The following is a 25455-nucleotide window of genomic DNA, read 5'->3' as shown; positions in this document are numbered from 1 at the left end:
ATAATGTTAGGTGGGAAATACATGTTAGAACAATTTCATATACATGCTGATTTAAAACAACAGCTCTCAAACATTCACGAAAAGAATAAACAAGAAGCTGGTGAAAATGCACATTTAATCGGTACCAAAATATATAAGGCATCTGATAACAGCATTATCGAAGATGCCATTACAGCACTTCTTCTTGGCAAAAACATTCTATTAAAAGGGCCGACTGGTAGTGGTAAAACAGTACTAGCTGAAACTCTTTCTTCTTTATTCCAAAAACCAATGCATAGCATTAACTGTTCTGTTGATCTAGATGTAGAAGGTATTTTAGGATACAACACACTACAAACAAAAGATGGCGCATCTGAAGTTACATTCGTTAACGGTCCTCTTATGAAGGCAATGAAGAGCGGTCATTTCTTATATATTGATGAAATCAATATGGCAAAACCTGAAACGTTACCACTTCTTCACGGTGCATTAGATTATCGTAAAATGATTACTAACCCATTTACACAAGAAGTTGTATACGGTGATGAAGAATATCGTGTAATCGCAGCAATTAATGAAGGTTACGTTGGTACAAGTGAACTAAACGAAGCGTTAAAAAACCGTTTCGTTATTATTGAAGTTCCTTATATTCAAGGTGATACATTAAAAGAACTATTATTAGCAGAATCAAAATTAAATGATGTTGCAACAATTGAAAAGTTCGTCGCATTTGCAAGCGACCTTATGCCTTTAGCTCGTGATGGACGTGTAAGTGAAGAAGCAGCAAGTATTCGTGGCATTATCGACGCATGTGATTTAGGTGTATATATTCCTGTTATGCGTGCAATTGAACGTAGTATTATCGCAAAATTAAACGATGAAACAGAACAAATGACTGTCCGTGAATTAGCAGAAAGTTATTTCTTTGAGGGATAATTCATGAGACAAATTTTTAGTGACAAAAAAATTGATGCGTCGCTGTTTCTACAAATGGAAAACTTAATGTATGCTCTTCTAAAAGAAGACGATGCCTACCTTGAGTATGGCTATAAAGCATACTACGACGAAATTGAAAAAAAGGTTGTCATTAGTCACTTTTGGGATGATCGAAAAGAAGAGGATACAGTAATCGGATTAAAAAGCGAAGTGTTTTTAAAAGCACTTGGTAATAAACATTACTCGGACATGACTTTAATTCGTTCTTATGCGATTGAATTACAAGAATCACCCTTAAAAAAGTTTTTAACACAATTATTTGTTCTATTAGAAGATTTACGTGTTGAGGAAATTGTAAAAAACTTACGCCCTGGCACAAAGCATATTTTTAAAAGAAGAAAAGAAATGTATCGCAATTACTTCGGCTCACAAAATGAAATCAATCGTGTTCGTAACTATCACGGTGATGGTCTATTTTGTCTCTGCTATCTGTCATTAACGAGCGATAAATATGAAATGTTTAATAATGAATACTTCGAGCAAATTGAAGCAATTTTGCATGAAACATTCCAAGTTCGTAATACGGAAGATATTATGTATATCGTTGAGAAAATTCGCTATCGTTTAGAAGGCCTTCTTGAAAGTGATATGCTTAATAATTATTTCGGACATGCTCCGCTTTATTTATCTGTCATCGCAGACGAAAAGAACTGTCGCGTCGAAGATTTAGCAAATGATGATACACAACTCATAGATGACGATGAAAATAAAAACAAAATGGATGAAAGTTTCTCTACATGGCATCGTGAAAATAAAAATAACGAAAACGAGAACTTTTTACGCTTTGAATTAGAAAGCGGAACAAAAACAAATATGATGGGCGATACTGCTCGCGAATCAGAAGATGGCGACCAAGCACTTGGTTCTGTACAAGGTACTTCTCAAAAAAGTACACAATCCAACTTTGATGGTGCTGATACAGAAGAAGCAAGAGCTTCACACGCTTCTAGCCAAAACGAGGGTGCATACGGTAAGTATAACGTTGGTGCCTCTCATACATTTAAAGAGGCTCGCAGAGCAAATAGCGATGAGAAAAAAGATTACCAAGTTATCAAATCAGTCGTTAATAAAGATGTAAAAGAATTAAAGAAAATTATCGAAAAAACGATTGAAAATAAAATGAATGCAAATAGTGATAAATATTACGGAAGACTTCGTAAGAAATTCCTTCGTATTTATACTGAAAAGCAGCCGCGCATGTTTTATAAAAAAGGACAAGAATCACAAGAACTCGATGTTGCATTCCAACTACTAGTGGACTGCTCTGGTTCTATGTATAACAAAATGGAAGAAACGAAAAAGAGTGTAGTCCTATTCCATGAAGCGTTGAAATCTTTAAAAATCCCGCACGCTATTAGCGGATTTTGGGAAGATGCCTCTAGTGCTAAACCTGAAGATAAGCCGAACGTTATCCATGAAGTTGTAACGTATAAAAACTCAACGTTACCAAACGTTGGGCCTGAAATTATGCAGCTTCGCGAAGAGGAAGATAACCGCGACGGATATATTATTCGTATCGTTTCTGAAAAGCTTGCGAAAAGACCAGAAAAGCATAAATTCTTACTTATTTTTACAGATGGTGAGCCTTCTGCGCTAGACTATCAACAAGACGGTATTTTAGATACGCATGAAGCTGTCAAACTTGCTCGTAAAAGTGGTATGGAAGTAATCGGAATCTTCATCGAAGAAGGCGAAGCAAAAGAAGCAACTTATCAATTAATGAAGAACATTTATAACCATCACTTCTTAGTTGCAAATCATGCTGAAGATTTACGTCTGAAAATTAAACCGCTATTGAAAAAGTTATTACTGAAGACGATTGAATAGAAAAACAGGANNTCCTGTTTTTCTATTCAATCACTTTGTTTCTGGCTGAAACTTGTATGGAATGGCTACTTCTAATAATGCCTCGAATCCACCATCGTAGAATGGGAATCGTTCATTTGCAATTGCTCGGTCCACCCACTCTATTGCAGAAATTTCTCCTTCATCTTCTGCAATAAGTTCACCTGTTACTACATTTGCTCGGAATGTAAAAAGTAGCGCATGATTCCCTGACTCTTCAAAGAATTTTTCATTGATCGCAACAAGCCCACCTGCCACGGCAGTTAAACCTGTCTCTTCTTTTACTTCCCTTACTAGAGCTTCCTCTAACGTTTCACCCTTTTCAACAGCCCCACCTGGCAATGACCAAACGTTTTGTTCTACATTATGTACCATTAATACTTTATCTGTTTCTTCATCATGTATTAGTGCATATACGACGTCAACTCTTTGCATGTTGCTTTTCTCCTTCAATTAAAAGGGTCGATTCCTAAGAATCGACCCTTCCTATTAATTCGTCACTAACTCAGCTGTGAGCTTTTTTTTTAACTTAGCCAACATGTCCGTTGTCATTTTGTCTAAATCATAATCTGCTTTAAAGCCCCACTCGTTCATTGCTGCTGTTGCATCAATAGAGTTTGGCCAGCTATCAGCAATTGTTTGACGAGCAGGATCTACAGCGTAATCCATTGTAAACGTCGGAATGTGTTTACGAATAGATGCTGCGATTTGCTCCGGCTCAAAGCTCATTGCTGTAATATTGAATGCGTTTCTATGCACAAGTTTACTTGGATCAGCTTCCATTAATGAAATAATCGCTTGTAAAGCATCTGGCATGTACATCATATCCATGTATGTTCCTTCTGCAATGTATGAGGTGTATGTGCCTTTTTTAATCGCCTCATAATAAATTTCAACTGCATAATCAGTTGTTCCCCCTCCTGGAGGAGCTACGTAAGAAATTAAACCTGGGAAACGTACACCGCGCGTATCAACACCAAATTTTTGATGATAATAATCACATAGTAATTCTCCTGCTACTTTGTTTACCCCATACATCGTAGTAGGACGCTGAATTGTATCTTGTGGTGTATTATCTTTCGGCGTAGATGGACCGAATGCACCGATAGAACTTGGCGTGAAGAATTTACAGTTTAATTCACGAGCTGCTTCTAATGCATTTACAAGTCCGCCCATATTTAAATTCCAAGCAAATAACGGATTTTTTTCTGCTGTTGCTGAAAGTAAAGCTGCTAAATGAATAATTGTATCTACTTCATTACGCTTTGCGATATCATGTAGTTTTTGTCCATCTGTTACATCTAACGTTTCAAATGGACCAGATGTTACTACTTCACTATCTGTTTCACGAATATCTGTTGCAATAACATTTGATGCACCGTATACATCACGAAGCTTCATTACTAATTCAGAACCAATTTGCCCTAAAGAACCGGTTACTAGAATTTTTTTCATTTTCCCCACTCCTCATTTGCAAGCTATTCAAAAGATGCCCTTACTTAAATGATGCCCATTTCTTTTCCTACTTTTTCATACTTACGAATTGCTTCATCTAACATTTCTTTCGTATGAGCTGCTGTAGGCATATTACGAACGCGTCCTGTTCCTTTAGCTACAGTTGGGAACACGATAGATTTTGCGTATACGCCTTCCTCATTTAGACGTTTACTAAATTCTTGTGTTAACACTTCGTCACCTATAATACAAGGTGTAATTGGCGTTTCACTTTCTCCAATGTTAAAACCAAGTTCTTTTAACCCTTGTTTTAAATAACGACCATTTTCCCATAAACGATCATGTAACTCTGTGCTTTCCATTAGGATTTCAATTGATCTCATGCAAGCTGCTGCATCAGCTGGTGTTAATGCTGTAGAGAATAAGAATGGACGTGAACGAACTTTTAACCAGTCAATTAAATTTTGTTTCCCTGCTACATATCCACCAATTACCCCAATTGCTTTTGATAATGTACCAATTTGGAAATCAACTTTATCAGATAGACCGAAGTGCTTTACAGTTCCTGCACCTTTTCCAAGTACACCTGAACCGTGTGCATCGTCTACATATGTCATTAAATCTAATTCTTCTGCAATCTCAACAATTTCTGGTAGTTTTGCAACATCTCCATCCATTGAGAAGACACCGTCTGTAATTACCATTAATTTATTGTAAAGACCTGATTCTTTCGCCGCGATTGCTTTTTGGCGTAAATCTTCCATATCCGAATGTTTATAAACAATAATTTTTGCTTTTGATAGACGACTACCATCAATAATAGAAGCATGGTTTAATTCGTCTGAAAGAATTGCATCATTTTTATCCATAACGGCTGAAATCGCTGCCATATTACAGTTAAATCCTGATTGGTAAGCAATTGCAGCTTCCGTATGTTTAAACTTTGCAATTGTCTCTTCTAATTTAATATGCAAATCTAAAGTACCGTTAATTGTACGAACAGCTCCTGCCCCAACACCGTACTTATGAATTGCACCAATTGCTGCTTCTTGCAAACGGCTATCTGTTGCTAATCCAAGATAGTTGTTTGAAGATAAGTTAATATATTCTTTTCCGCCAATTGTAATGATCGGTCCATTTGAACTCTCAAGCGGATCAATTACGTTATAAAGCCCCTTTGATTTTAAATCCTCTAAATTTTCTTCTAAAAATTTTGCAAGTGTTTTACTAGACATCGTGAAGCCTCCCATCGTTCATGTAAGCGAATTATTGTCTTAATAGTTCTAATAATCCCTCTACTAGCTTAACACGTTTTCAGAATTTATTATAGAAAAATAGTTTAAAGTAACCGCTTACAATTCTAGATTATATATGATTCATTACAAGAAATCTATCATTTACTTTTCATATTTGGTAGAATAAAAAAATATTTAAGGGGGCTTCAATCATGGCATTTACTGAATCTGATGTATATAATAACGAAGCGTTTTTTGAACAATATATGAAACGAAGATACCGAGAAAATAGCCCAAATGAATCACTTGAAAAACCAGCCTTCTTTCAACTCATTGGTGATGTGAAAGGAAAGAAAATCCTCGATTTAGGCTGTGGGGACGCTAAATTTGGCAAGGAATTATTAGAAAAAGACTGCCACTCTTACACCGGTATTGAAGGCTCCGAACTTATGTATGAAAAAGCTAAAAAACAAATAGAAAATAAAGTGAAACTTTAATCAGTGGGGGTTTTCTTCATCCCCTACTGATTATTAGTTGAACCAATCGAGCTTTTACGGGCAGCCCGATCCCCACCTAACTTCTTTGCTTCCACTGAATTTTGAGGTGGGGGTCTTACTGCCCGTTAATACGGGATAAAGCAATTCATTACGTATTATACAAAAGATAAGAGCTAAGATCATTCTTCTTAGCTCCTCCTTCATAACATTATTTTTTTGAATACTATTTCACTTCATTAGCTACAAAAAATTGCTCACAAACACTTGAAATACGCTGCAAGTCTACATTCCCACCAGATATAATCGCTACTACCTTTTTCCCTTTAATATATGCATCCACTTTCCCTGCAAGTAGGGCAGCAGTAGCTAATGCGCCAGCACCTTCTACAACAGCTTTTCCACGCTGTAATAAGTCCTTCATCGCTACTTCTAATTCACCTTCTGATACTGTTACAATATCATCTACTAATTCTTTTACAACTTCAAAAGTTAATTTACCAGGTATTTTAACTGCGCAACCATCTGCTATTGTAGGTGCCTCATAATGCTCTACAATCGTACCTTTGTCATAAGAAGCCTTCATCCCATGAACATTATCTGCTTGGACACCAATAATATTAATGGATGGATTAAAAGATTTTAATGCAACAGCAATACCAGAAATAATTCCACCTCCGCCAATTGGTACAATGACAGTATCAACATCCCATATGTCATCAAGAATATCTAATCCTATTGTACCTTGACCAGCCATTACTTCTACATCGTCATATGGATGTAAGTATGTTTCACCTGTCTCCTTAATAATCTCCTCACATTTTGCCTTTGCATCATCAAAGGTTTCACCATGTAAAACCACTTCAGATCCATATCCTTTAGTTGCATCAACTTTCGCCTGAGGTGCAGAAATCGGCATAACAATTTTACTCTTAATACCGAGTAAATGAGCTGATAAAGCAATTCCTTGTGCATGATTACCAGCAGAACAAGCAATTACTCCTCTCTCTTTTTCCTGATCTGTTAACTGTGACATTTTATTAAATGCACCACGGAATTTAAAAGAACCCGTTAATTGCATATTTTCTAATTTCAAGTGAATTTCTCCGCCTGTTTTACTAGTCAAATAAAATGATTTTACTAATGGCGTTTTACGAGCATTTCTGTCTAAAATGTTTTGAGCTTTTTTAATATCGTCTATATGCAACGGTAGTTTTTTTGTTATCATACTAACACCTCTTCCAATGATCTATACCTAAGTTTTCGTATGTAGCAACTCCTTTATACGAAACCATCTATATTAAGAAAAAGTCTTTATATATGTACCTCACTCTGTAATACACACAGTTGTAAACAATTCAACATCCTTTTCATATCACGTTCTTTGTAATGATTCAGACATGCAATTTGAATCCAGTTATTCTTTTGTAAATACGCTGATTCATAATGGACGATATATCCTTGTAACGCTAACACATCCCCTAACGCTTTAGAAGAAAGACCTTTATTTAATTGAATAGTAAGTATAATTGGCGCAGCATGTTCTTTCGGTGAAACTAGATTTAATCCTATAGTAGTAATAGCTTGTTCAATATATGCATACGTCTCTTTTATTTTTTCAAACACTTTTTCATCTTCAAATCTCTTCAACGCTTCTTGCAATGCATAAACTAAATTCCATGAATGTGAATATGGAATACTTTCATTTTCTTCGTACATACCAATGTCCATATAGGCCGGTAAAGTCTCGTTTACTTTCACATTATGATTATGAAAAACGAAAGATAATCCAGTAAACGATTTAATTGCCTTTCCGCTAACGCCGCTCGCAAAATATACACTCTTTAAATCTATCGGTATTGCTCCAATCGAGCTAATGCAATCTACACATAGTTTCACTTTATACTTTTCACATAATGCATTTAACTCGTCTAAATCATTTAACATTCCGGTAGATGTTTCATGGTGAACAAACCAAAGCCATTCATAATTTCCAGCTTCCATTATTTGTTCTAATTCTGTATAAATAAATGGTTGTCCCATTTCCTTTTTATACGTATCAAAATGTAATTGCGCGCGTGTTGCGTGTCCAACTAATCTATTGCCAAATTCCCCATTCGTTAATACTAGTCCTTTTCCTTTTAAAGAGCGTAATTGTAAAGCAATAGCATCATTCGCTAACGTCCCTGTTCCTAACATGATTTGCACATGTTTCGCTTTCGTCATGTGTAGTAAACGTTTTTTCACATTTTCCATCGTCACTTGAAATGACTTAGAACGATGCGAAATCGGCTTAGTAGAAAATGCCTTTCGAACATTTTCTTCAATATCTACTGGACCTGGTAAAAATGTATATTCTTTCGTCATAATCCCACCAACACTCGATGCTTCAAACATAGCAGGAGTAACATACATTGGCTGGAAGGCTGCTTCTTCAGTACCAACTAGCGTATGGAAAGATTTGAATCCCATTTGCTCATATAAAGGTAGTTCACGTGTTGTCGCAGAAATGAGTGCTAATTCATATCCATTTAGAAGCAAATAACGATGTAAAAAGCGAATTAATCCTAACAATGCTCTTCCATTTCGATATTCATGTTCTACTGAAAGTAAACGAATTTCATACACGTTTTCTCCATGCTCTTGCAAATAAAAATCTAAATTTGAAATTTTATAATCTAACGAGAATGGTCGTTTTCCTCGCAATGCAACCATACCTACTAACTTATCTTCATCTAAACAAATTAAATATGTATTTTCATCATGAAACCGATCTATACGAACACGCTCTTTCGTTTCTTCATGTTGCGGAATTTCTTCTACAAATGTTTTATAATTCAATTTATGTATATGTTCAAATTCCCAATCTTGATCAGCAACTTTATAAATTAACCCCATGCCCTATCTCCTTTATGTGTTTGATAAAAATTATAAGTGGAGATTTCCTCCACTTATTAAAAGTTCGTTTCATTCTCGATTTACATATAAAATAAGCACAATGATAAGAGCACTTAAAACAGTGGTAATAATACAATAAGAGTACAAAATCATGCAAACTGGTAAACAAGCGATTGTAATTAATCCTGGCTTAGTAAATCCTTTAAAGATTAAATAAAATATAATGAAAACAGCAACAAGGGTAAGCGCTATCAAATAATTAAATGCGATTAACCCTCCTATAAATGTTGATATACCTTTTCCGCCCTTGCCTTTAAATACAATTGGATAAATATGTCCAAGTAAAACAGCCAGTAAAGCTAACATTACAAATGCAGAATCTCCAAAAAGGTATTTTGCAATAGAAACTACAATCGCCCCTTTCATTGCATCACCTAAAAATGTAGCGATGAAATACCCTTTTCCATATACACGCCCCATATTTCTTGCGCCGGGATTCCCACTTCCTTCATCTCGAATATCAACGTTATATCTCCATTTCGTTACTATATAAGCGGTCAATATGTTTCCAAATAAATAAGAAGCGACCAAATACAAAAACTGCATACTATTAATCATATAATCATTCACTTTCTACATGGAAGTACTTATACAATATTCATGAACTATGTATATTGTACTTTTTTATCCACTTCTCTTTATACATTTTAACATCATATATTTACAAATCATACAAAAATTCTCATACAGCTATTTATTTAAATATAAATTCTTCATTAAATAATATGTTCCTTTCACCGCTGGTTCGGATTGTGATACAAATGTAACTTTTCCTATACTTTTCTCGCAGCATTTCTTAAATTCAGCATATATTTCTGGAACGAAACGCATTATGCTGCCACTTACTGCAATTGAAGTTGATACATCAAACTTCATTTTATTGTAAATACTCACCGTAATTCTCGTTAATTCCTTAGCAGCTTGCAAGATAATTTCACGTGCGTCATCATTCCCATTTCTCGCTTCCTCAATAATTAGCGGAGCAATTCCTGCAACTTTATCTTTTGAAGAACGATAAACTAGTCTTTTTATATAAGACGACGTCAAAAGTTGAAACTCATCTTGAATCCTTAAGCTTAATGGACAAAGTGCAACTCCTTGATCAAATTGATTCGTCATTCTTTTTAAACCTTGTAATGCAATCCAATATCCGCTTCCCTCATCCCCTAAAATATGTCCCCATCCACCACTATACTCGTACACTTCTCCTTTCTTCCCAATACAAATTGCACCTGTACCGCCAATTGTTAAAATTCCATCTTTTCCTTTTAAAACAGCTGCATGTGCAATCATCGCATCATTAAAAACTTCAATTGGTGTTCCGTACTTCTTCTTTAGACGTAATGTTAATTCATTCGTATTTACTCCACTTACACCCGCTAATCCTAAACAAATACAAACGCAATGCCCATTTAATACACCTTTCTGGCATTGATCAATCGCCTCCATAATATGCACAAGAGCTTCTTCAAAATCTATTAATATATTTCCAAAACCACTTGTAGCTCTTACAAGTTCATTTCCGTCTTTATCAAATGCCATTGCTTCTGTCTTCGTTCCCCCGCCATCTATTCCAATCATATACTTCATATGTTCGCCTCATTTTCATCATCTTATTGGAGGGATTGTTATATTCCCTAATACTACAGATTGCATTGCACCTGTTGCGCTCGGCACATTACTCGGATTACGATGATATGTTTCATTTGCTAAAATGGCAAAGGCGATTGCTTCCTTCGCTTCTGAAGAATAGCCTATATCTTCTTGAAGGAATAATGCATATTTTTCATCTTTCAATCCATGCCGTATCATTTCTACAAGTGTATCATTATAACTTCCGCCACCACCTAGAATTACCTCATCGATTTCATAATACGGCAAAATATACTCCTTATAATGATAAACAATTGAACTTGCAGTAAACATCGTGACAGTCGTCAATATATTTTCTTTACTATACTTTTCAAACCGCTTCAATAACTCACTTACAAATTCTTCTCCAAACTGTTCTCTACCAGTTGATTTCGGTGGATTTATTTTCAAAAATGGGTGGTTCATACAATATGTCAAAATCTCTTCTACAACTACCCCCTGTTTTGCAATGTTACCATTTTGATCATATGGCAACTGAAATAACCTTTGACACACCTCATCCATTACCATATTCCCTGGACCTGTATCAAAAGCTATAATGCTCTTCTCACTTAGTTTACTTGGTATAACGGTAACATTACCGATCCCACCAATATTTTGTAGTAGTCTATTTTTAGTTAGATGACGATATAAAATAATCTCTGAATATGGTACAAGTGGTGCACCTTGTCCCCCAGCTGCCATGTCCATCGTTCGAAAATTAGAAATAACCGTCGTTTTCGTTTCATACGCTATAACTGCTGGTTCTCCAATTTGCAATGTGGAAGGAATCATACTTCCATCTTGCTGTGGCTGATGATAAATCGTTTGTCCGTGAGAACCAATTAAATCTAATTTTCCTAAAGGAAAATTGGCCCCTTTACAAACTTCCTTTACAGCATTTGCGAAGCGTAAACCGAGTTTAAAATTTAAACTGCATATAAGTTGTACATTTGAATTTTCTATTGATAATACCTGCTGGATCTCATTTTTTATATCATTACTAAATGGCACAGTAGTAAAATGGATGAGTTCAACTTTAGAACCTACACCGCTTCCTTCTATATGAATGAGTGCTACATCTATACCGTCTAACGAAGTACCAGACATTACCCCTGCAACATACATAACATGCATGACCTCCTCTTTATTAAAAAACAATCATGTAAGTTACAAACGTACAACCGATTGAAAATAATATAAATCTAAAAAACAACTGAGCTTTTGATGCAAACGATCCATCAATAAAAGAAACAACTATTGTAAGCAAAATACTTGCCGCAATGCTGGTAACGAGCCATATACTATGCATTTGTGATAGATGTAGCATTCTTAATAAAGGTACAAAAAGAAAATTTGCACATATCACTCCAAATAGTAATAAAAATACACCTTTATAACTAAATTTTATATTCATTCCAATTCATCCTCTCTGGACTTCATGTGAAAGAAGTGATAGGCAAAATACCTATCACTCATAAATTAAAGCATAAAGATTATGAATTAACAGATTCCCCTTCACCATTCTTCTCAATTTCAAGCATATTTTTGTCGTACATTTTAAAGAATGGTAAATAAATAAGAAATGATATTGCTATATTTATTAATACTAATACAACTGCACGCCAATCTCCTCCTGTAGCTAAATATGCACCAATTGGAGCTGGCAAGGTCCACGGTGGCATAATATGCGTTGGCGTTACAAATCCCATTGCAGTTGCAGAATAAGCTATAGTAGCTGTTACTAATGGTGTAATAACAAATGGAATAATTAAGATTGGATTCAGGACAATTGGTAAACCGAATATAACCGGTTCATTAATATTAAAAATGCCGGGCACAATACAAGTTCTCGATAGTGCTTTCGAATATTTTGACCGTCCAAATACAATCATAGCTAACACAAGTCCTAACGTTGCTCCCGAGCCACCAATCCAAATAAACCATTGATAAAACGGCTCTGGTGCAATGAATGGAAAATGACTTGCCCCACTTGCTACAGCTTCACCGTTCTTCCCTAAATACACATCCCAAAGCGGCCTTGCGACAGTACCTACAACAGATACACCGTGTATCCCGAAAGACCAGAAAAAGGTAATTAAAAATACAGGGATGATAACACCAAAGTAACTATCACCAGCTTTAACTAACGGCGCTACTAATTTATCCACAACGTAATGTACATCTACTTTAAAAACGACAGTAATAAGACTCATAATAATAATAACGAAAGCCGCAGGTATAAGTGCTTCAAACGAACGTGCTACTGATGGTGGTACTTGTTCTGGCATTTTGATTGTCACATTTTTCTTCTTACAAAATCTTAATACCTCCACTGATAAAATAGAAACAATCATCGTCACGAATAATCCATGACCTCCGAGATTTGTCATCGGAAGCATGAATCCTTTTTTATCAATTAATTCAGGTGTTAATGTTAGTAGCAATGAACATACTGCAAGCTGTGCTCCTGATAAAGCATCTAGCTTATAACTTTTCGCTAAATTGTATCCTATTCCAAACGCTATATATAAAGACATAATAAACATCGTTAAACGATATGGTATTAATATACTCGTTTGATTTTTTAATGCCCAAACAGATATGAAACTATCTTTCGGTAACGGTGGAAATGCTACGATTAAAAAGAAACTTCCTACAATAATAAATGGTAATGCAGAAATAACGCCATCACGGATTGCTTGTAAATGCCTCTGTTCAGAAAGCCTTGCCATCGGTCCAGATAAATTTTTATCAAGAAACGTGACAAATTTATTCATAACGCTTCCCCCTAACTAATTAAATCGTTTACCGTTTTTAATAAAGTCGGTCCACCAAGCGGCGTATATGCTTGCGGCGGTATAATACCGCACGGGATAGATTCCTCTTCAGCGAATTTTTTAACAGAGTCAAATCGATGTCTGACTTGAGGTGCAACCATTACAACATCCCAGCCATTCTTTACTTCTTCCTCTACCTCATTTGTTCCAATCGCATGGACTTCCATATTTACACCTTTTTTCTCTGCCTCCTTTTTTAAAGCGTTTACAATAATTGCACTGGACATTCCTCCAGAACAAACGAACAATACTTTCATTTATTAATCCTCCTATACTTATAATTTATCCCCCTTCAAATGAAAGGAAGTTTCACTTTACTAACAAGCATATGAAGTAATGAAACGATTTAGTTATAATGAAAGTAAATTTCAGTAAAAATATTTTTCCTATTAAATTAATGTTTCAATATTTATTTTTCTCAATTGTAAGTACAACCTCAACTCGGATATCATATTAGTTAACCATATAATAGGGAGGCGTATAAATGATTATGAAACGTTTATTAATGACGTGTTGTATCGTCATCTTTTTTATTCCTTTCTCTTTCATTTCTCCTCACTCTACTTATGCTGAAGTAAATACTACGTACAAAAAACATGAATTACGTGCTGTATGGATCGCATCTGTTCTTAATATTGATTGGCCCACAAAAACTGGCTTACCTATCGAAAATCAAAAACAAGATTTTATTAAATTATTAGACGATGTAAAAAACACTGGTATGAATGCGGTCGTTGTACAAATAAAACCAACTGCTGATGCTTTTTACCCTTCCAATTACGGTCCTTGGTCTGAATACCTTACAGGTACACAAGGAAAAGATCCTGGTTATGACCCGCTCGCATTTATGATTGAAGAAGCTCATAAGAGAAATATAGAATTCCACGCATGGATTAATCCATACCGAATAACGATGAATCACACTGATATAAATCGATTATCGGATAATCACCCTGCAAAACAGCATCCGGATTGGGTTGTACCTTATGGAGGAAAGTTATATTACAACCCTGGCATTCCAGAAGTAAAAAAATTTATAACTGAAGGTGCTTTAGAAATCGTACAAAATTACGATGTTGATGCATTACATATGGATGATTATTTTTATCCATATAAAGTGGCGGGTGAACAATTCCCCGATCAAAAAACGTACGAAACATATAATAACGGTAGATTTACAAATATAGAGGATTGGCGACGTGACAATGTAAATGAACTTGTAAGAGATTTAAATACTGCTATAAAACAAGAAAAGTCATACGTAAAGTTTGGCATAAGCCCGTTCGGCGTATGGCGAAATATAGCTGACGATCCAACTGGATCTAACACAACTGCAGGTCAAAGAAACTATGATGATCTTTATGCTGATACACGTGAATGGATACAAAAAGGTTATATCGATTACATTACACCGCAAATATATTGGAATATAGGTTTCACACCAGCTGCATATGACATATTAGTAGACTGGTGGGTAAAAGAAACAAATAATAAACCGATTCACCTATACATTGGTCAGGCGGCCTATAAAATTAATAATAACTCTGTCCCCGCTTGGTCTGATCCGGAAGAATATCCAAGACAAATTGCATACTACCTTTTATTTCCTGAAATAAAAGGTAGTATGCATTTTAGCTTAAAAGATATTAATAACAATCCACTAGGAGTTAAAGATAGACTCGCAAAAGACGTATATAAACATCCTGCATTAATCCCGCCTATGCCTTGGCTTGATCATGAACCACCAAAACAACCGACTTTAAAAGGAGCCATTCCAAGAGAGGAAGGTATTGCTGTAGGTATCATTGATGATAGAGAGAATGACTCTGCTTATTACGCCATTTACCGTGTGAATGGAAAAAATGAAGTGGATATACAAAACCCAAAAAATTTACTTACTACTGTAAGAAAAACAAAACTTGGAGAAATTTATGTAGATAAAACAGCTATTTCTGGAGAAACGTATACGTATGTAGTAACTGCAGTTGATCGATTACATAATGAAAGTGTTGCTTCTAGTCATACAACCGTTAAAGCAAAATAACATCTAATAAAAAAGCGCCTTAAAAGCTAAGAACTATAGCTTTAAGGCGCTTTTATTATTTATTCTTAAACTTCTCAGTCGCTGCTCTCATCTTCACATTCAAATCGTGATCAATCGAGTCACGAATATCTCGTTCTACTACTTCCATTTCTTTTTGGAAATTTTGCAAGTAGATTTTTAACTCTTCTTCTTTTTCTGGTCGTTGTGAAGGTGGTAATTGTACGACTAACGATAGCATCGCCGTTAAATCTTTCATTAAGAACGTTTCAAGTTTATGTTGTTGCTCAAACATGCGTTGTTCTTGATAATACGGAAGTGCATTTAATACTGAAATTGTAATGTCATCAACCGTGCGTTGTAATGAAGGATTTATTGAGCGTTTATACGCTTGAATTGTATTTAATGCATCTGGATATCGATCATAAAAATACAATTTATAAAACGATAAGTCTGTCGGTTTTACTGTTTGCTGCGTTTCTTGTCTTAAAAAATCTTTTACTTTCATCACTGCTACATCAATATCTTCATTTGTAAGTTTTTTCGTTGTTTTTGCCATTACATGTACTTTTTTCTGTTTTTCTTTCGGTAACATTGAGAATACTTGCTCTCTCGTACGTTGACCTGATGCACAGAAAAGAGTGTTTAATGTATGTGGTTCTTTCTTTCCTTCCGTACGAATCCAACGATAAAAGAGTGGGTGTTGTGTGAATTCTTGTAGAAACGGTAATGATTTATTCGATAACTTTTCTAAAGAATCATGTGCTCTTTTATATGGTTTCGTCCATGAAAAATACAGTTTACGTCCGAAATATACAACTAAAACAACGACAGTAAATGCGATTAAAAGCAATGTACCTAATAGTACTAATACGGTTTGAATGAAACTCATTTTTTCACCTCCTCTAAAAGTCTGCTATTTTCTTGGGCGCTGAATGAGTTTTTGTTTCATTTCATCATTAAATGTATCTAGTTCAATAACAAATTTCTTACTTGACTCGATAATACGTTCTGACGATTTCTCAGAAGCTTCAATCGCAGCGAATACGTTTTGGAATGATTCACGTAATTTATCCATGCTAATTGCAGGATTTTCAAGAAGTTTTGTTGTTTCTTCTGTATTTTGTTTTAATGCTTGTGAGTTACTTAATACCATCGATTCAATTGCTTCATTTGTCGCATTCACTGCATCAATTGTTTTACGTTGATTTGTTAATGCTAGTTGGATAGCAGCAGAAACTGTTACAACGTTTTGCGTCATCGTAATTGCATTACGAATTGCCTCCGTTAACTTTTCATTATTTTTCTTAATAATGTCTACCGATGCGATAGATTGTAATAACACACTTTTCGCTTGCTGCATATTACGCGTACGCACTAAAATCTTTTCTAATGCATCATTAATTAATGGAATATCTCTTTGACGTTCTGGATTTTGTTTCTCAGCTTCCAGCATGCCAGCAAGTTTTTTCCCTAAGTATACTTGCTTATCAAGCGCGTGAATTTTATCGTGCGATTGCTCTTTAAGCATTTCAAGACCAACTGTATCTTCTTGTAAATTGTCACGACCAATTAGAAGGGATCTTATAATCTCCTCAATTTGCTTATCTATAGATTGATATTTATGCACGTATGTTTCAAGTGGGTTTTTCTTGAATACTTTAAACATAATTTTCTTCATACCACTTGCTTTTAATGAATTCGGATCAAGCTCTGATACCACTTTTCGTAACTCTAACAATGTATTTGGAATTTCTTCGTTCTTTCCATTCATCATCGCTGTGACAGGACGTTTTAATGCTGATAACGTTTGTCCTGCTGCTTGTTGCTCTTTATCCCCTAAATCTCCTAGCTGAGACAATACTTTTGATAAATCTGTATTTTGCTCGCTATTTAACTTTTGTACATAAAGATCAGCTTCTTTATTCAGTTCCTCTAATTCTTCATCTTTTATAACTGTATCCACTACTACTTCTACATTATTATCTTTCACAACCGATACAGGTTCTTTTTTCTCGAGTTCAGTCAACAAAATCGCTCCTTTATTTATATGTGCGAATTTATATGCACTATATTTCATCTATTATATCGTATTTCATATGCATTCTGACTGCTTGAAATCGATTTTTTTAGAAATGTCTGTTTATGCAGTCATTCCCTGTTTCTTACTATAAGTATACCTGTAATCAACATAATTTTCCTCAGACTTAAGACCTAGAGAACCACATGCTGAAGGCCGATTCTTCGTATGTTACATATATAAATTATGTTCTTCCTATCCTTCTGTACTCAATATTTTGACATACACCTTTTACAATGTGATAATTATATTACGCTCAATCCTATTTCTTCTTGCGCGCTACAAACGCTCCATTTTGGAATGCCAATAACACCGTTTCAAACATTTCATCTTCTTCAATCATGTTTCTAAACTCGGCTAATTCACTTGCATGAGAGGTTGCATTATCAACAACTAGAAAACCTTTTGGTTGTAAAATGCGTTTTATATGCTCAAGCCACCACATGTGTTGCGTACGCTCTGAATCTAGGAAAATAAAATCAAATGAATGATCTAGTTGCGCATCTAAAAATGCCCCTGCTTCTTGATTATGAACATCAATCCTTTGCAACAAGTTTGCCTTTTCAAAATTGACAAGTGCCTCTCCAACTCGTTCTGAAGAAAGCTCCACAGTTGTTACATTTCCATTTGTTTCTTCTACCGCATTAGCTAACCACAATGTAGAATAACCATTAGAAGTTCCAATTTCTAAAATGTTTATTGCGCTACACCCTTTTACTAAAATTGATAAAAACTGCCCCATCTCACGTGAAATATTCCGTAATCTTTCTTCCCTTGTTTTTTTATTTCGATCATGCTCTTCTCCATATTGTTCAAGTTGAAGTAATAATGAATCTAACGTATCCATTCTTTTCATCGCCTTTCCAAAGCAATATGATGAGAAAGCTCTTGTTGCCCGTCTACTTTCATTATATGCGAAACGAAAAGCTTTTTCTCGTTATATAACAAAGATTTGAAATTTTTTATAGCATATTGTTTCGTTTTTTGGTAAAGTTAATTTCTACGTGCAATTATTCCATTCATACTATTTTTATTTCAATTGCAGTTGTTAAATCATATAAACCTCATTTAAATGAATCGGTATTTCAAATTCAATTAAGCGCCCTTTCCGGACGCATTTTCTTTTGTTTATATATCTTTAAAAGAAAGGATGCTTACAATGAACGTGATTAGCTTAGATGCTGCTCGAAAACGAAAGCAGCATAAAAAATTAATGATTACTATACCGATTATTACACGTATTTATGAAGAAGACGGAGAAATTAAATTTGAGGTAGCTGGTGAAAAAGATGTACCTCTTGAAATGTTAGAAAAATAATAAAAAAACGCATTTCTGAAGAAATGCGTTTTTTTATATTTTTACATTTAAATGCATAAGTTTTTCAGGATTACCCATCATATAAATGTTTGAAATCTTCTCATCCTCAAATGCAAACGAAAGAACATACGTTATTTTATTATTTATTGTAACTATTACCCCTGGCATACCATTTACCATTTTGAAATCAACAGTGTACTCTTCTGTCAATCGTTGTGCAATCCCAAAGAACAAACGTATAATTCGATCCGCAGAGTAAATCGGATGAATCGCAGTTGTAACTTTACCACCACCATCTGCTTTCAATATCGCATCTGTTTTTAATACTTCTAACATACCTTGCGCATCACCACATTGTAATGATAATACAAACTTTTCAACATAAGCAGCCATTTTCTTCGTACTTAATGTTGATTGCTTCGGCTTATCCAATATACTATTTCGTGCGCGTTGAAAGATCTTCCTACAGTTCACACTACTCTTATCAACAATTGAAGCTATTTCTTCGTATTCATAACTGAAAACCTCTCTTAATATGAAAACAATCCTTTCTACCTCAGACAGTTGTTGTAAAAGTAATAAATATGCTGTGGAAAGGGATTCTTTCATAACAAATGACTCTGATGGCTCATTACTTTCTTCTACAAGTGGCTCTGGTAACCACATCCCTACGTACACGTTACGTTTATATGCTGCCGAACGTAATTTATCAATTGAACGATTTGTCGCCATCTTACACAAATATGCTTTCATATTTTCTATGGACTGAAGATCTTCTATATTATTTAGCGAGATAAATACATCCTGAACGATATCCTCAGCATCCATAACACTCCCAAGGATTCTATATGCTAACGAAAATAATAATGGTTGATACGCTTCATATAATTGCTCCGTTTCCATGATGAACTCCCTCACTTTCTAATTGCTTTAAAATGTGTAATGCTGCACGTTTTCCACTTGCTACTGCAGCATCAGCTAATATTTCATCATGCCCAGTCCAATCACCTGCAACGTAAACACCTGGCATTTCAGGGATATTAGGACCTGGTTTTTCAACTCGGTTTATATGAGGAAAATCATATACTACCGTTATTGTCGGCAAATATTGCTGTGTAACAACTTCTCTTTTCCAATTTGGATGTAGCAAATCCATCGTACTTTCTAACTGGTCTTTATCTTCATGAGTATCTTCCGTCTCTAGTGCAGGATTATGGTACTTAATTAAACTCACTGCAATTGATCCATCATCACTTAATTTAGCTGCTCTTGATTGATTCGTGAAAAATATAGGTTGATCTAACCCTAATGCAAATTGATGTGTCGGATTAGGTAATCGTCTCAAACCAATATCTAATGCAGCAACAGTAACCGGTACCGATTGTTCACTCCATCTATACAAACTTGTTCCTTCTGCACCTTTTATTATGTTACAAGCTTCTTTCGGTGGAGTCGTCACAATGACTGTACCTACTTCAAATACCTCATCGTCAAAACAATATATTCTTTGTTTATCTTCGTAATGCTCTATTTCCAAAACATGCTTTTTAGGCAAAATTTGCACCCCGACATGATTCGCTATTTCTCTTAATTTTGTTATTATCGTCTCCCAGCCACCATCTACATAAAATACCCCTTCTTTTATTGAAAGCTGGATTTACTTTAGTACAGATGATGCTAATTGTATTGCAGGAGCAAACGTATATGTTGTTGTTCGGCATAATGCATAAAATATATTCCGAACCATTGGATCTTTTATTTCATTTTCTGCCCATATAGTTAAACTCATTTTTGGAACTTCTCCTACATCTAAATTCCCTAAACGAATCATAAGACGTGAGAATTGTACTTTTGCAGACCACGAAAGTAGTGGTGTTGATAAAATTGTGCGAAAATCTGTTGGGATGGTAAATATATCCCCTTTCCATATTCCATGTGCTTTTGTAGATGGTATTCCACCCGGTAGATTCATACCGAGCTCATTAAAAGTTAAAAATGCTGATCCTCCTCTATATAGGGCCTGTGCTCCAAGATTCATACAAATCCCATTTTTATTTATAGTCATCCCTCGACCACCAAAGCGACTGGACTTTTCTAATACAATCACTTTTCTTCCAGCTTTCGCTAAATATATAGACGCTTTTAATCCAGCAAGGCCACCACCAACAATTGCTACATCAAATTTCTTCATAATAAAATCCCTCCTTACCGTTCTACATACAAGACGAACGATTAAGGAGGGATGTGACATGAAAATATATTTTTACTCATCTATTTTATTTCATTATTTTTTTATTCGGTCATATTGCATACGAAATAACTCAATTGCAAATGGTATATCCTCTTCACTCTTTATATAATAACTTATCCATCCTGATTCAGGTAATACGTGATGTGGTTTGGCCAATCCTTGTTTTACTAATTCATCCCGCTTTAACTTTGGAAATGGTAAATCAACTAACTTATCTCCATGCAGATGACCAAGTTCTTTCTTGCCATAATTTATTTCAATGCCACCAAATCGATGCGGTTTTTCAGAGACACCTGCCCAGCCAAGCACTTCATTTCTAATCATTTCACTAAATGACATGAACCTTCACCCCTTATTAATGATTGATGTAATATTAAATTAACACGTTCTTTACTTTTTTCCATCAATCCAAAGTATGAATGGATATACGAATATAGTTTCATCTCAACACCTTTATTTTTTACATAATTAAAATAATTTCAAAGGGGATTTATTCTATTATATAGAATTACTATTAAAAATAATTTTAAGGGACGGATTTATATGAGCGAGGTATTATTACAAAAGGCAAATTATCTACAATCTAATGAATTAAAACTCTTGAAAAAAGCTATATATTTTGCAGAGCAAGCACATGATGGACAATACCGTCAAACTGGAGAATCATATATTATTCATCCTTTCGCAATTGCAGAAATACTGCTAAAGCACAATTAATTATTCAGCAAAAACTATCTTAAATAACAGACCAATACCTCTATAGAAAGTATTGGTCTGTAAATATATAATACGAAATAAATTTCTATTTTTTAACCCTAACCTAACATTAACAATTCCGATTTTAACAATATTATCAACTCGAAATACACCCCATATTCTTTGTGGAATAGGCAATTTTATTATGATACCAACAACTGCACCTAATAAACACTAGACACATATCCTAATTTTGTAACCTTACTTATTAATAGAAAGGCAGGTAATACAATTGATTTCCAATATCGACTATACCTCCCCCTCGACTAATTTCACTTATGATTTAAGTAAAAGCAGTTTTTTTCAGAAAGATGCCCAAAATTATATAAATGTACTTGGCGTGAAACAATTAAATACTTTAGAAAACACTTCTTTATTAGATATTTATTTAAGTTCAGGTAATGTCGTAGAACCACATATTCATCAAAATGCAGCTGAACTTGTTTACTGTATTTCAGGATCTGCTGTTGTTTCTTTACTTAATCCATTTACAAATCAAATATTAAACTTACCGATAAAACCAGGGCAAGTTGCCAACATTCCACAAGCGTGGTGGCATTATGAAGTTGCTACAGCAGATGATACCCATTTATTAGCTATTTTTGATGCACCAACGCCAGAGGTTATTTTTGGTTCTGATATTTTAAGGTTAACTCCCACAAATATGATGGCTCATACTTACTGTCTCGATGAACAACAATGGAAACAAGCGGTATCCCTTATTCAATCCACTACAGTAATCGGTCCTCCAGCAAACTGTAATCAAAACCGAGGACCTATAAACCCAGCAACTCATCCTCCTAATCCACAACAAAATTTATATTATCAAGATTCATATTATTTCCCTCTTTACTGGGGATATTAATTTATATCATTAAAAGCCAATTATTTATCTCCTCGGAAAATACGTAGGAGATTTTTTATTGTATATCCCTCATTCCTATTTTTTATCGTAACAATTAATAGAGTACATACATATAATAGTTATATATTTAATTGGAGGTGATAGTACTATGAGTAATTATAACTATCGAAAAAACTACTCTCATAATAAAAATAGTAGTTCATCAACATCCTCTCAATCTTCCAATTCTCAATCTTCCAATTCCCAATCGCAAAGAGATTTAGCCGAGCAAGGCTATGTAAAGAAAAAAGGATGTAACTGCAATAAAAATAAATAAGATCTTTTTTAGCTATACAAAAGGGAATACTCTTAAAAAGAGTATTCCTTTTTTCAATGCTCACCATTTAAGACGCTATGTTTAGACGAATGTTATCCCTGCACTTGCGAATCCTGTAATAGCAGTAGCTATATCAAAACCAGGTGTATTTGATGAAACAACAAGTAATATCTTCTCTTGTGGAGCTACCGCAATTGCTTCTGCGACAATACCACTTGAAGTAGCACCGACATTAATTACACCACTAAATGGCGGTGTTAATTGTAACGGTGTACCTACTGGAGCGAAAGTATTACTTGCTGCTGGTGCTCTGTACAACTGCATTTGAATTTGTATGTTTCCTAATGCCAAAGCAACCGCTTCAGTTACACTAAAGAATCCTGCTAACGAAGTAATTGTACCTGCGCGAGGAGCTACAAATGCGAAATCAAATACTGGAGGTAAAGGACCTATAGTAATTGGGCCACCAACAATTACAGGGAAGAATGAACTTCCAAATCCAAGAAGTGCTCCTGTGTTTGCCAACCCACCTAAAACAGTTAATAATTCTACTGGTGTTCCTGATGCAAACGGAATAACCGCTCCGCCTCCTGTTGGACCTGTTAGGCCTGTTGCTCCTGTTAGGCCTGTTGGACCCGTTGGACCTGTTGGACCTGTTGGACCTGTTGGACCTGTTGGACCCGTTGGACCCGTTGGACCCGTTGCTCCTGTTAGGCCTGTTACTCCTGTTGCTCCACCAGTACCTGCTGGACCTGTCGCTCCTGTTGGGCCTGTTGCTCCTGTTGCTCCCGTTGGACCTGTTGGACCTGTCGCCCCTGGAGTAGCATTGATTAATTGAATTAATAAATTAAAAAGAAGTTGTAAAGTTGCAGAATCAACATTTGAGTTGCAGGATATAGGGATAAGATCTAAAGCGAAGAAGAATTGTGCAAGGGCGCTATAAAATTGTTGCAATAATGTTGACAATTGACCTAAATTAGGAGCTGGAGATTGTAATAAAACTAAAATACTTTGAGTTAATTGTTTCAAAAAATTAACTTCTGGGGAAGGTAATAAGGAATTTAAGAAAATTAAAAATTGATTAAACAAATTGAATAACGCTACTCTGTTTGCATCACTTGGATTTGCAAAAAATGCTGAAATAGCTGATACTAATGAGTTTAGTAAAGTAATTAATTGACTTAATTGTTCCCTAGTAATAGGAACTGACTGTGGGTTTTTACAACAATCTGCTGAAAAAACAATCGGATTGCAGTTATTATGATCAAAACAGTCATTATGTTTCATTTATTTCCTCCTTACATTTCTTATATTTGAGTATTTTCCTACTATAAGAACTATAAAATTGTGCATAGATTTAATTCACTTAAAATAGGAAACATGAATGATAATTAAACTTTAAAATGTTATTTAATTATGTTCATGACTCACATATTAATTATATGTTTTTAATAATTGACTGCTTAGATTAAACACCTAAACTTAAAAGTTTATTTTATTTTTCCACGTTTATCTCTTAGGTCCAAAAGCACATTTTAACTTGAGTATAAAAACAAAGCATTAGCATATAACCACCAAAACAACAATACCTTTACTAAAATTGTGTTCCCTCTCTTATCATGAAGCCGTTTCTATTATCAAAACTTTCATACAATATATTGGACAAGTTATCCCATACTTTGTTCAAAAAATAATTTAGGGAGTGAAAATTAATTGCCAATTATTCAACCATTTATGGCATCTAGAAGATTTACATCTACATTAGGAGCTGGAACAGGAACAGGTGCAGCTTTTGCAATTGCTGCTACAGCTTTTTTAAACGATGCTGGTACTATACTGCAACTGCTTTTCCGACTTTTACGTATTACAACCTATATGTAAACGGCATTCTTCAACCTAGTGTGAACTCCAGTGTTACTACTGGACCTACTGGTGCTATTACAATTCCTGGTGGAGATGCATTAGACGGTGGAATTCCAATTACAATCGAATTTATCTTCACTTAGTTTTAGCTACTTTAATGTAGAGCAAAAGGACAGATTCTTTTTATTTAAGAATCTGTCTTTTTTAATTAATAATGATAAATTGCAAAATAATTGAAGAACCTTGTGATGGTGGTTGATTATCTAATAAAGTTAGCTGACCAGTACTAACCTGATATAATGGTTGCGGTTGAAGTATTCCATTTATAAACAGATTAATGTACGAAACCTCATCAGGAGATAATATGTGAGTTGTACCATATTGAGCTAGCCCATCTGAATCTGTATATATAAGTTTTTCTCCATCTGAAAAAGTGTAAAATAATAAATTAGTTGTTGTTATGGGGCCAATAACTCCAGTTGGCCCCGTTGCCCCTGTTATTCCCGGTGGACCTGTTACTCCGGTCGGGCC

Annotated in this window: 23 protein-coding genes and 4 pseudogenes; 8 read left to right on the top strand and 19 right to left on the bottom strand. The window is 34.9% G+C overall.

Annotated features, from left to right (window positions below):
• The first annotated feature begins 21 nt into the window (after nucleotides 1–21).
• Together COL05_RS09940 and COL05_RS09935 are read left to right on the top strand one after the other, a co-directional pair.
• Nucleotides 22–915 carry an ATP-binding protein gene (locus tag COL05_RS09940; protein WP_098668493.1) on the top strand — a complete coding sequence of 298 codons (894 nt, stop codon included), beginning with the start codon at nucleotides 22–24 and terminating at the stop codon, nucleotides 913–915.
• Nucleotides 916–918: 3 nt separating this feature from the next.
• Nucleotides 919–2802 carry a vWA domain-containing protein gene (locus COL05_RS09935; RefSeq protein WP_098668492.1) on the top strand — a complete coding sequence of 628 codons (1884 nt, stop codon included), beginning with the start codon at nucleotides 919–921 and terminating at the stop codon, nucleotides 2800–2802.
• 30 nt (nucleotides 2803–2832) lie between these two features.
• Here the strand turns inward: COL05_RS09935 and COL05_RS09930 are convergent, their stop codons facing one another.
• From COL05_RS09930 to COL05_RS09920, 3 genes are read right to left on the bottom strand one after another with little or no spacing between them, the layout of a single operon-like run.
• Nucleotides 2833–3255, bottom strand: coding sequence for an NUDIX hydrolase (locus COL05_RS09930; protein WP_098668491.1), 423 nt, complete (start codon nucleotides 3253–3255; stop codon nucleotides 2833–2835).
• A gap of 54 nt (nucleotides 3256–3309) precedes the next feature.
• Complete coding sequence (locus COL05_RS09925; protein ID WP_098668490.1) at nucleotides 3310–4275, bottom strand: L-threonine 3-dehydrogenase; 966 nt, start codon at nucleotides 4273–4275, stop codon at nucleotides 3310–3312.
• A 44-nt stretch (nucleotides 4276–4319) separates the two neighbouring features.
• Nucleotides 4320–5510, bottom strand: coding sequence for a glycine C-acetyltransferase (locus COL05_RS09920; protein ID WP_000095906.1), 1191 nt, complete (start codon nucleotides 5508–5510; stop codon nucleotides 4320–4322).
• Nucleotides 5511–5722: 212 nt separating this feature from the next.
• Here COL05_RS09920 and COL05_RS09915 point away from each other — a divergent pair.
• Nucleotides 5723–5995, top strand: a pseudogene (locus COL05_RS09915) (class I SAM-dependent methyltransferase); the annotation flags it as partial.
• Nucleotides 5996–6230: 235 nt separating this feature from the next.
• Here COL05_RS09915 and tdcB read toward each other — a convergent pair.
• From tdcB to COL05_RS09875, 8 genes are all read right to left on the bottom strand, one after another.
• Nucleotides 6231–7232 carry a bifunctional threonine ammonia-lyase/L-serine ammonia-lyase TdcB gene (gene tdcB, locus COL05_RS09910; protein ID WP_098668489.1) on the bottom strand — a complete coding sequence of 334 codons (1002 nt, stop codon included), beginning with the start codon at nucleotides 7230–7232 and terminating at the stop codon, nucleotides 6231–6233.
• Nucleotides 7233–7318: 86 nt separating this feature from the next.
• Nucleotides 7319–8902: an aminotransferase class V-fold PLP-dependent enzyme gene (locus COL05_RS09905; protein WP_098668488.1), complete on the bottom strand. Its 1584-nt coding sequence runs from the start codon at nucleotides 8900–8902 to the stop codon at nucleotides 7319–7321.
• A 69-nt stretch (nucleotides 8903–8971) separates the two neighbouring features.
• Complete coding sequence (gene plsY, locus COL05_RS09900; RefSeq protein WP_098668487.1) at nucleotides 8972–9520, bottom strand: glycerol-3-phosphate 1-O-acyltransferase PlsY; 549 nt, start codon at nucleotides 9518–9520, stop codon at nucleotides 8972–8974.
• A gap of 132 nt (nucleotides 9521–9652) precedes the next feature.
• The gene (locus COL05_RS09895) at nucleotides 9653–10552 is read right to left on the bottom strand and encodes a BadF/BadG/BcrA/BcrD ATPase family protein (RefSeq protein WP_098668486.1); all 900 of its coding nucleotides are present in this window, start codon (nucleotides 10550–10552) and stop codon (nucleotides 9653–9655) included.
• 18 nt (nucleotides 10553–10570) lie between these two features.
• Complete coding sequence (anmK, locus tag COL05_RS09890; RefSeq protein ID WP_098668485.1) at nucleotides 10571–11722, bottom strand: anhydro-N-acetylmuramic acid kinase AnmK; 1152 nt, start codon at nucleotides 11720–11722, stop codon at nucleotides 10571–10573.
• A gap of 22 nt (nucleotides 11723–11744) precedes the next feature.
• A complete protein-coding gene (locus tag COL05_RS09885) occupies nucleotides 11745–12011 on the bottom strand; it encodes a hypothetical protein (protein WP_098668484.1) in 267 nt (88 codons plus the stop codon).
• A 79-nt stretch (nucleotides 12012–12090) separates the two neighbouring features.
• Complete coding sequence (locus tag COL05_RS09880; RefSeq protein ID WP_098668483.1) at nucleotides 12091–13374, bottom strand: PTS sugar transporter subunit IIC; 1284 nt, start codon at nucleotides 13372–13374, stop codon at nucleotides 12091–12093.
• Nucleotides 13375–13385: 11 nt separating this feature from the next.
• Complete coding sequence (locus tag COL05_RS09875) at nucleotides 13386–13691, bottom strand: PTS sugar transporter subunit IIB (RefSeq protein WP_098668482.1); 306 nt, start codon at nucleotides 13689–13691, stop codon at nucleotides 13386–13388.
• A gap of 227 nt (nucleotides 13692–13918) precedes the next feature.
• Here COL05_RS09875 and COL05_RS09870 point away from each other — a divergent pair, with 227 nt between their 5' ends.
• Nucleotides 13919–15478, top strand: coding sequence for a glycoside hydrolase family 10-like protein (locus COL05_RS09870; RefSeq protein ID WP_098668481.1), 1560 nt, complete (start codon nucleotides 13919–13921; stop codon nucleotides 15476–15478).
• A gap of 55 nt (nucleotides 15479–15533) precedes the next feature.
• Here COL05_RS09870 and COL05_RS09865 read toward each other — a convergent pair whose 3' ends face one another.
• The 3 genes from COL05_RS09865 to COL05_RS09855 form a co-directional block, all read right to left on the bottom strand.
• Nucleotides 15534–16367: a DUF3974 domain-containing protein gene (locus COL05_RS09865; protein WP_098668480.1), complete on the bottom strand. Its 834-nt coding sequence runs from the start codon at nucleotides 16365–16367 to the stop codon at nucleotides 15534–15536.
• A 24-nt stretch (nucleotides 16368–16391) separates the two neighbouring features.
• Nucleotides 16392–17504 carry a toxic anion resistance protein gene (locus COL05_RS09860; RefSeq protein ID WP_000137416.1) on the bottom strand — a complete coding sequence of 371 codons (1113 nt, stop codon included), beginning with the start codon at nucleotides 17502–17504 and terminating at the stop codon, nucleotides 16392–16394.
• 313 nt (nucleotides 17505–17817) lie between these two features.
• Nucleotides 17818–18411, bottom strand: coding sequence for an O-methyltransferase (locus COL05_RS09855; protein WP_098668479.1), 594 nt, complete (start codon nucleotides 18409–18411; stop codon nucleotides 17818–17820).
• A 303-nt stretch (nucleotides 18412–18714) separates the two neighbouring features.
• On the opposite strand from COL05_RS09855, the gene COL05_RS31275 reads away from it, so the two are divergent.
• Nucleotides 18715–18873, top strand: coding sequence for a hypothetical protein (locus COL05_RS31275; RefSeq protein ID WP_001100984.1), 159 nt, complete (start codon nucleotides 18715–18717; stop codon nucleotides 18871–18873).
• 33 nt (nucleotides 18874–18906) lie between these two features.
• Here COL05_RS31275 and COL05_RS09840 read toward each other — a convergent pair whose 3' ends face one another.
• The 3 genes and pseudogenes from COL05_RS09840 to COL05_RS09830 form a co-directional block, all read right to left on the bottom strand.
• Entirely contained in the window at nucleotides 18907–19776 is an 870-nt protein-coding gene (locus COL05_RS09840; RefSeq protein ID WP_098668478.1) for an RNA polymerase sigma-70 factor, read from the bottom strand.
• A pseudogene (locus COL05_RS09835) lies at nucleotides 19754–21064 on the bottom strand (phytoene desaturase family protein). The gene COL05_RS09840 and the pseudogene COL05_RS09835 overlap by 23 nt, the downstream one beginning before the upstream one ends.
• Nucleotides 21065–21157: 93 nt before the next feature.
• A complete protein-coding gene (locus COL05_RS09830; RefSeq protein WP_098668477.1) occupies nucleotides 21158–21463 on the bottom strand; it encodes a luciferase domain-containing protein in 306 nt (101 codons plus the stop codon).
• 204 nt (nucleotides 21464–21667) lie between these two features.
• Between COL05_RS09830 and COL05_RS09825 the strand changes: the two are divergent.
• Nucleotides 21668–21835: pseudogene (locus tag COL05_RS09825) on the top strand (HD domain-containing protein); the annotation flags it as partial.
• 277 nt (nucleotides 21836–22112) lie between these two features.
• Nucleotides 22113–22745 (top strand): cupin domain-containing protein, encoded by a 633-nt coding sequence (locus COL05_RS09820; RefSeq protein ID WP_098668476.1) that lies wholly within the window; start codon nucleotides 22113–22115, stop codon nucleotides 22743–22745.
• A gap of 397 nt (nucleotides 22746–23142) precedes the next feature.
• Here the strand turns inward: COL05_RS09820 and COL05_RS09815 are convergent, their stop codons facing one another.
• Entirely contained in the window at nucleotides 23143–24348 is a 1206-nt protein-coding gene (locus tag COL05_RS09815; RefSeq protein WP_142337420.1) for an exosporium glycoprotein BclB-related protein, read from the bottom strand.
• A gap of 426 nt (nucleotides 24349–24774) precedes the next feature.
• Between COL05_RS09815 and COL05_RS09810 the strand changes: the two are divergent.
• Nucleotides 24775–25067 (top strand): annotated as a pseudogene (locus COL05_RS09810) (DUF4183 domain-containing protein).
• 61 nt (nucleotides 25068–25128) lie between these two features.
• Here COL05_RS09810 and COL05_RS09805 read toward each other — a convergent pair.
• Nucleotides 25129–25455: DUF4183 domain-containing protein (locus COL05_RS09805; protein WP_142337419.1), on the bottom strand; the 327-nt coding region annotated here is incomplete at its 5' end.

This window comes from Bacillus sp. AFS059628, from assembly GCF_002571225.1.
GTDB lineage: Bacteria > Bacillota > Bacilli > Bacillales > Bacillaceae_G > Bacillus_A.
The sequence above is the reverse complement of the archived record's forward strand: the minus strand, read 5'-3'. Positions and strand labels throughout refer to the sequence as shown.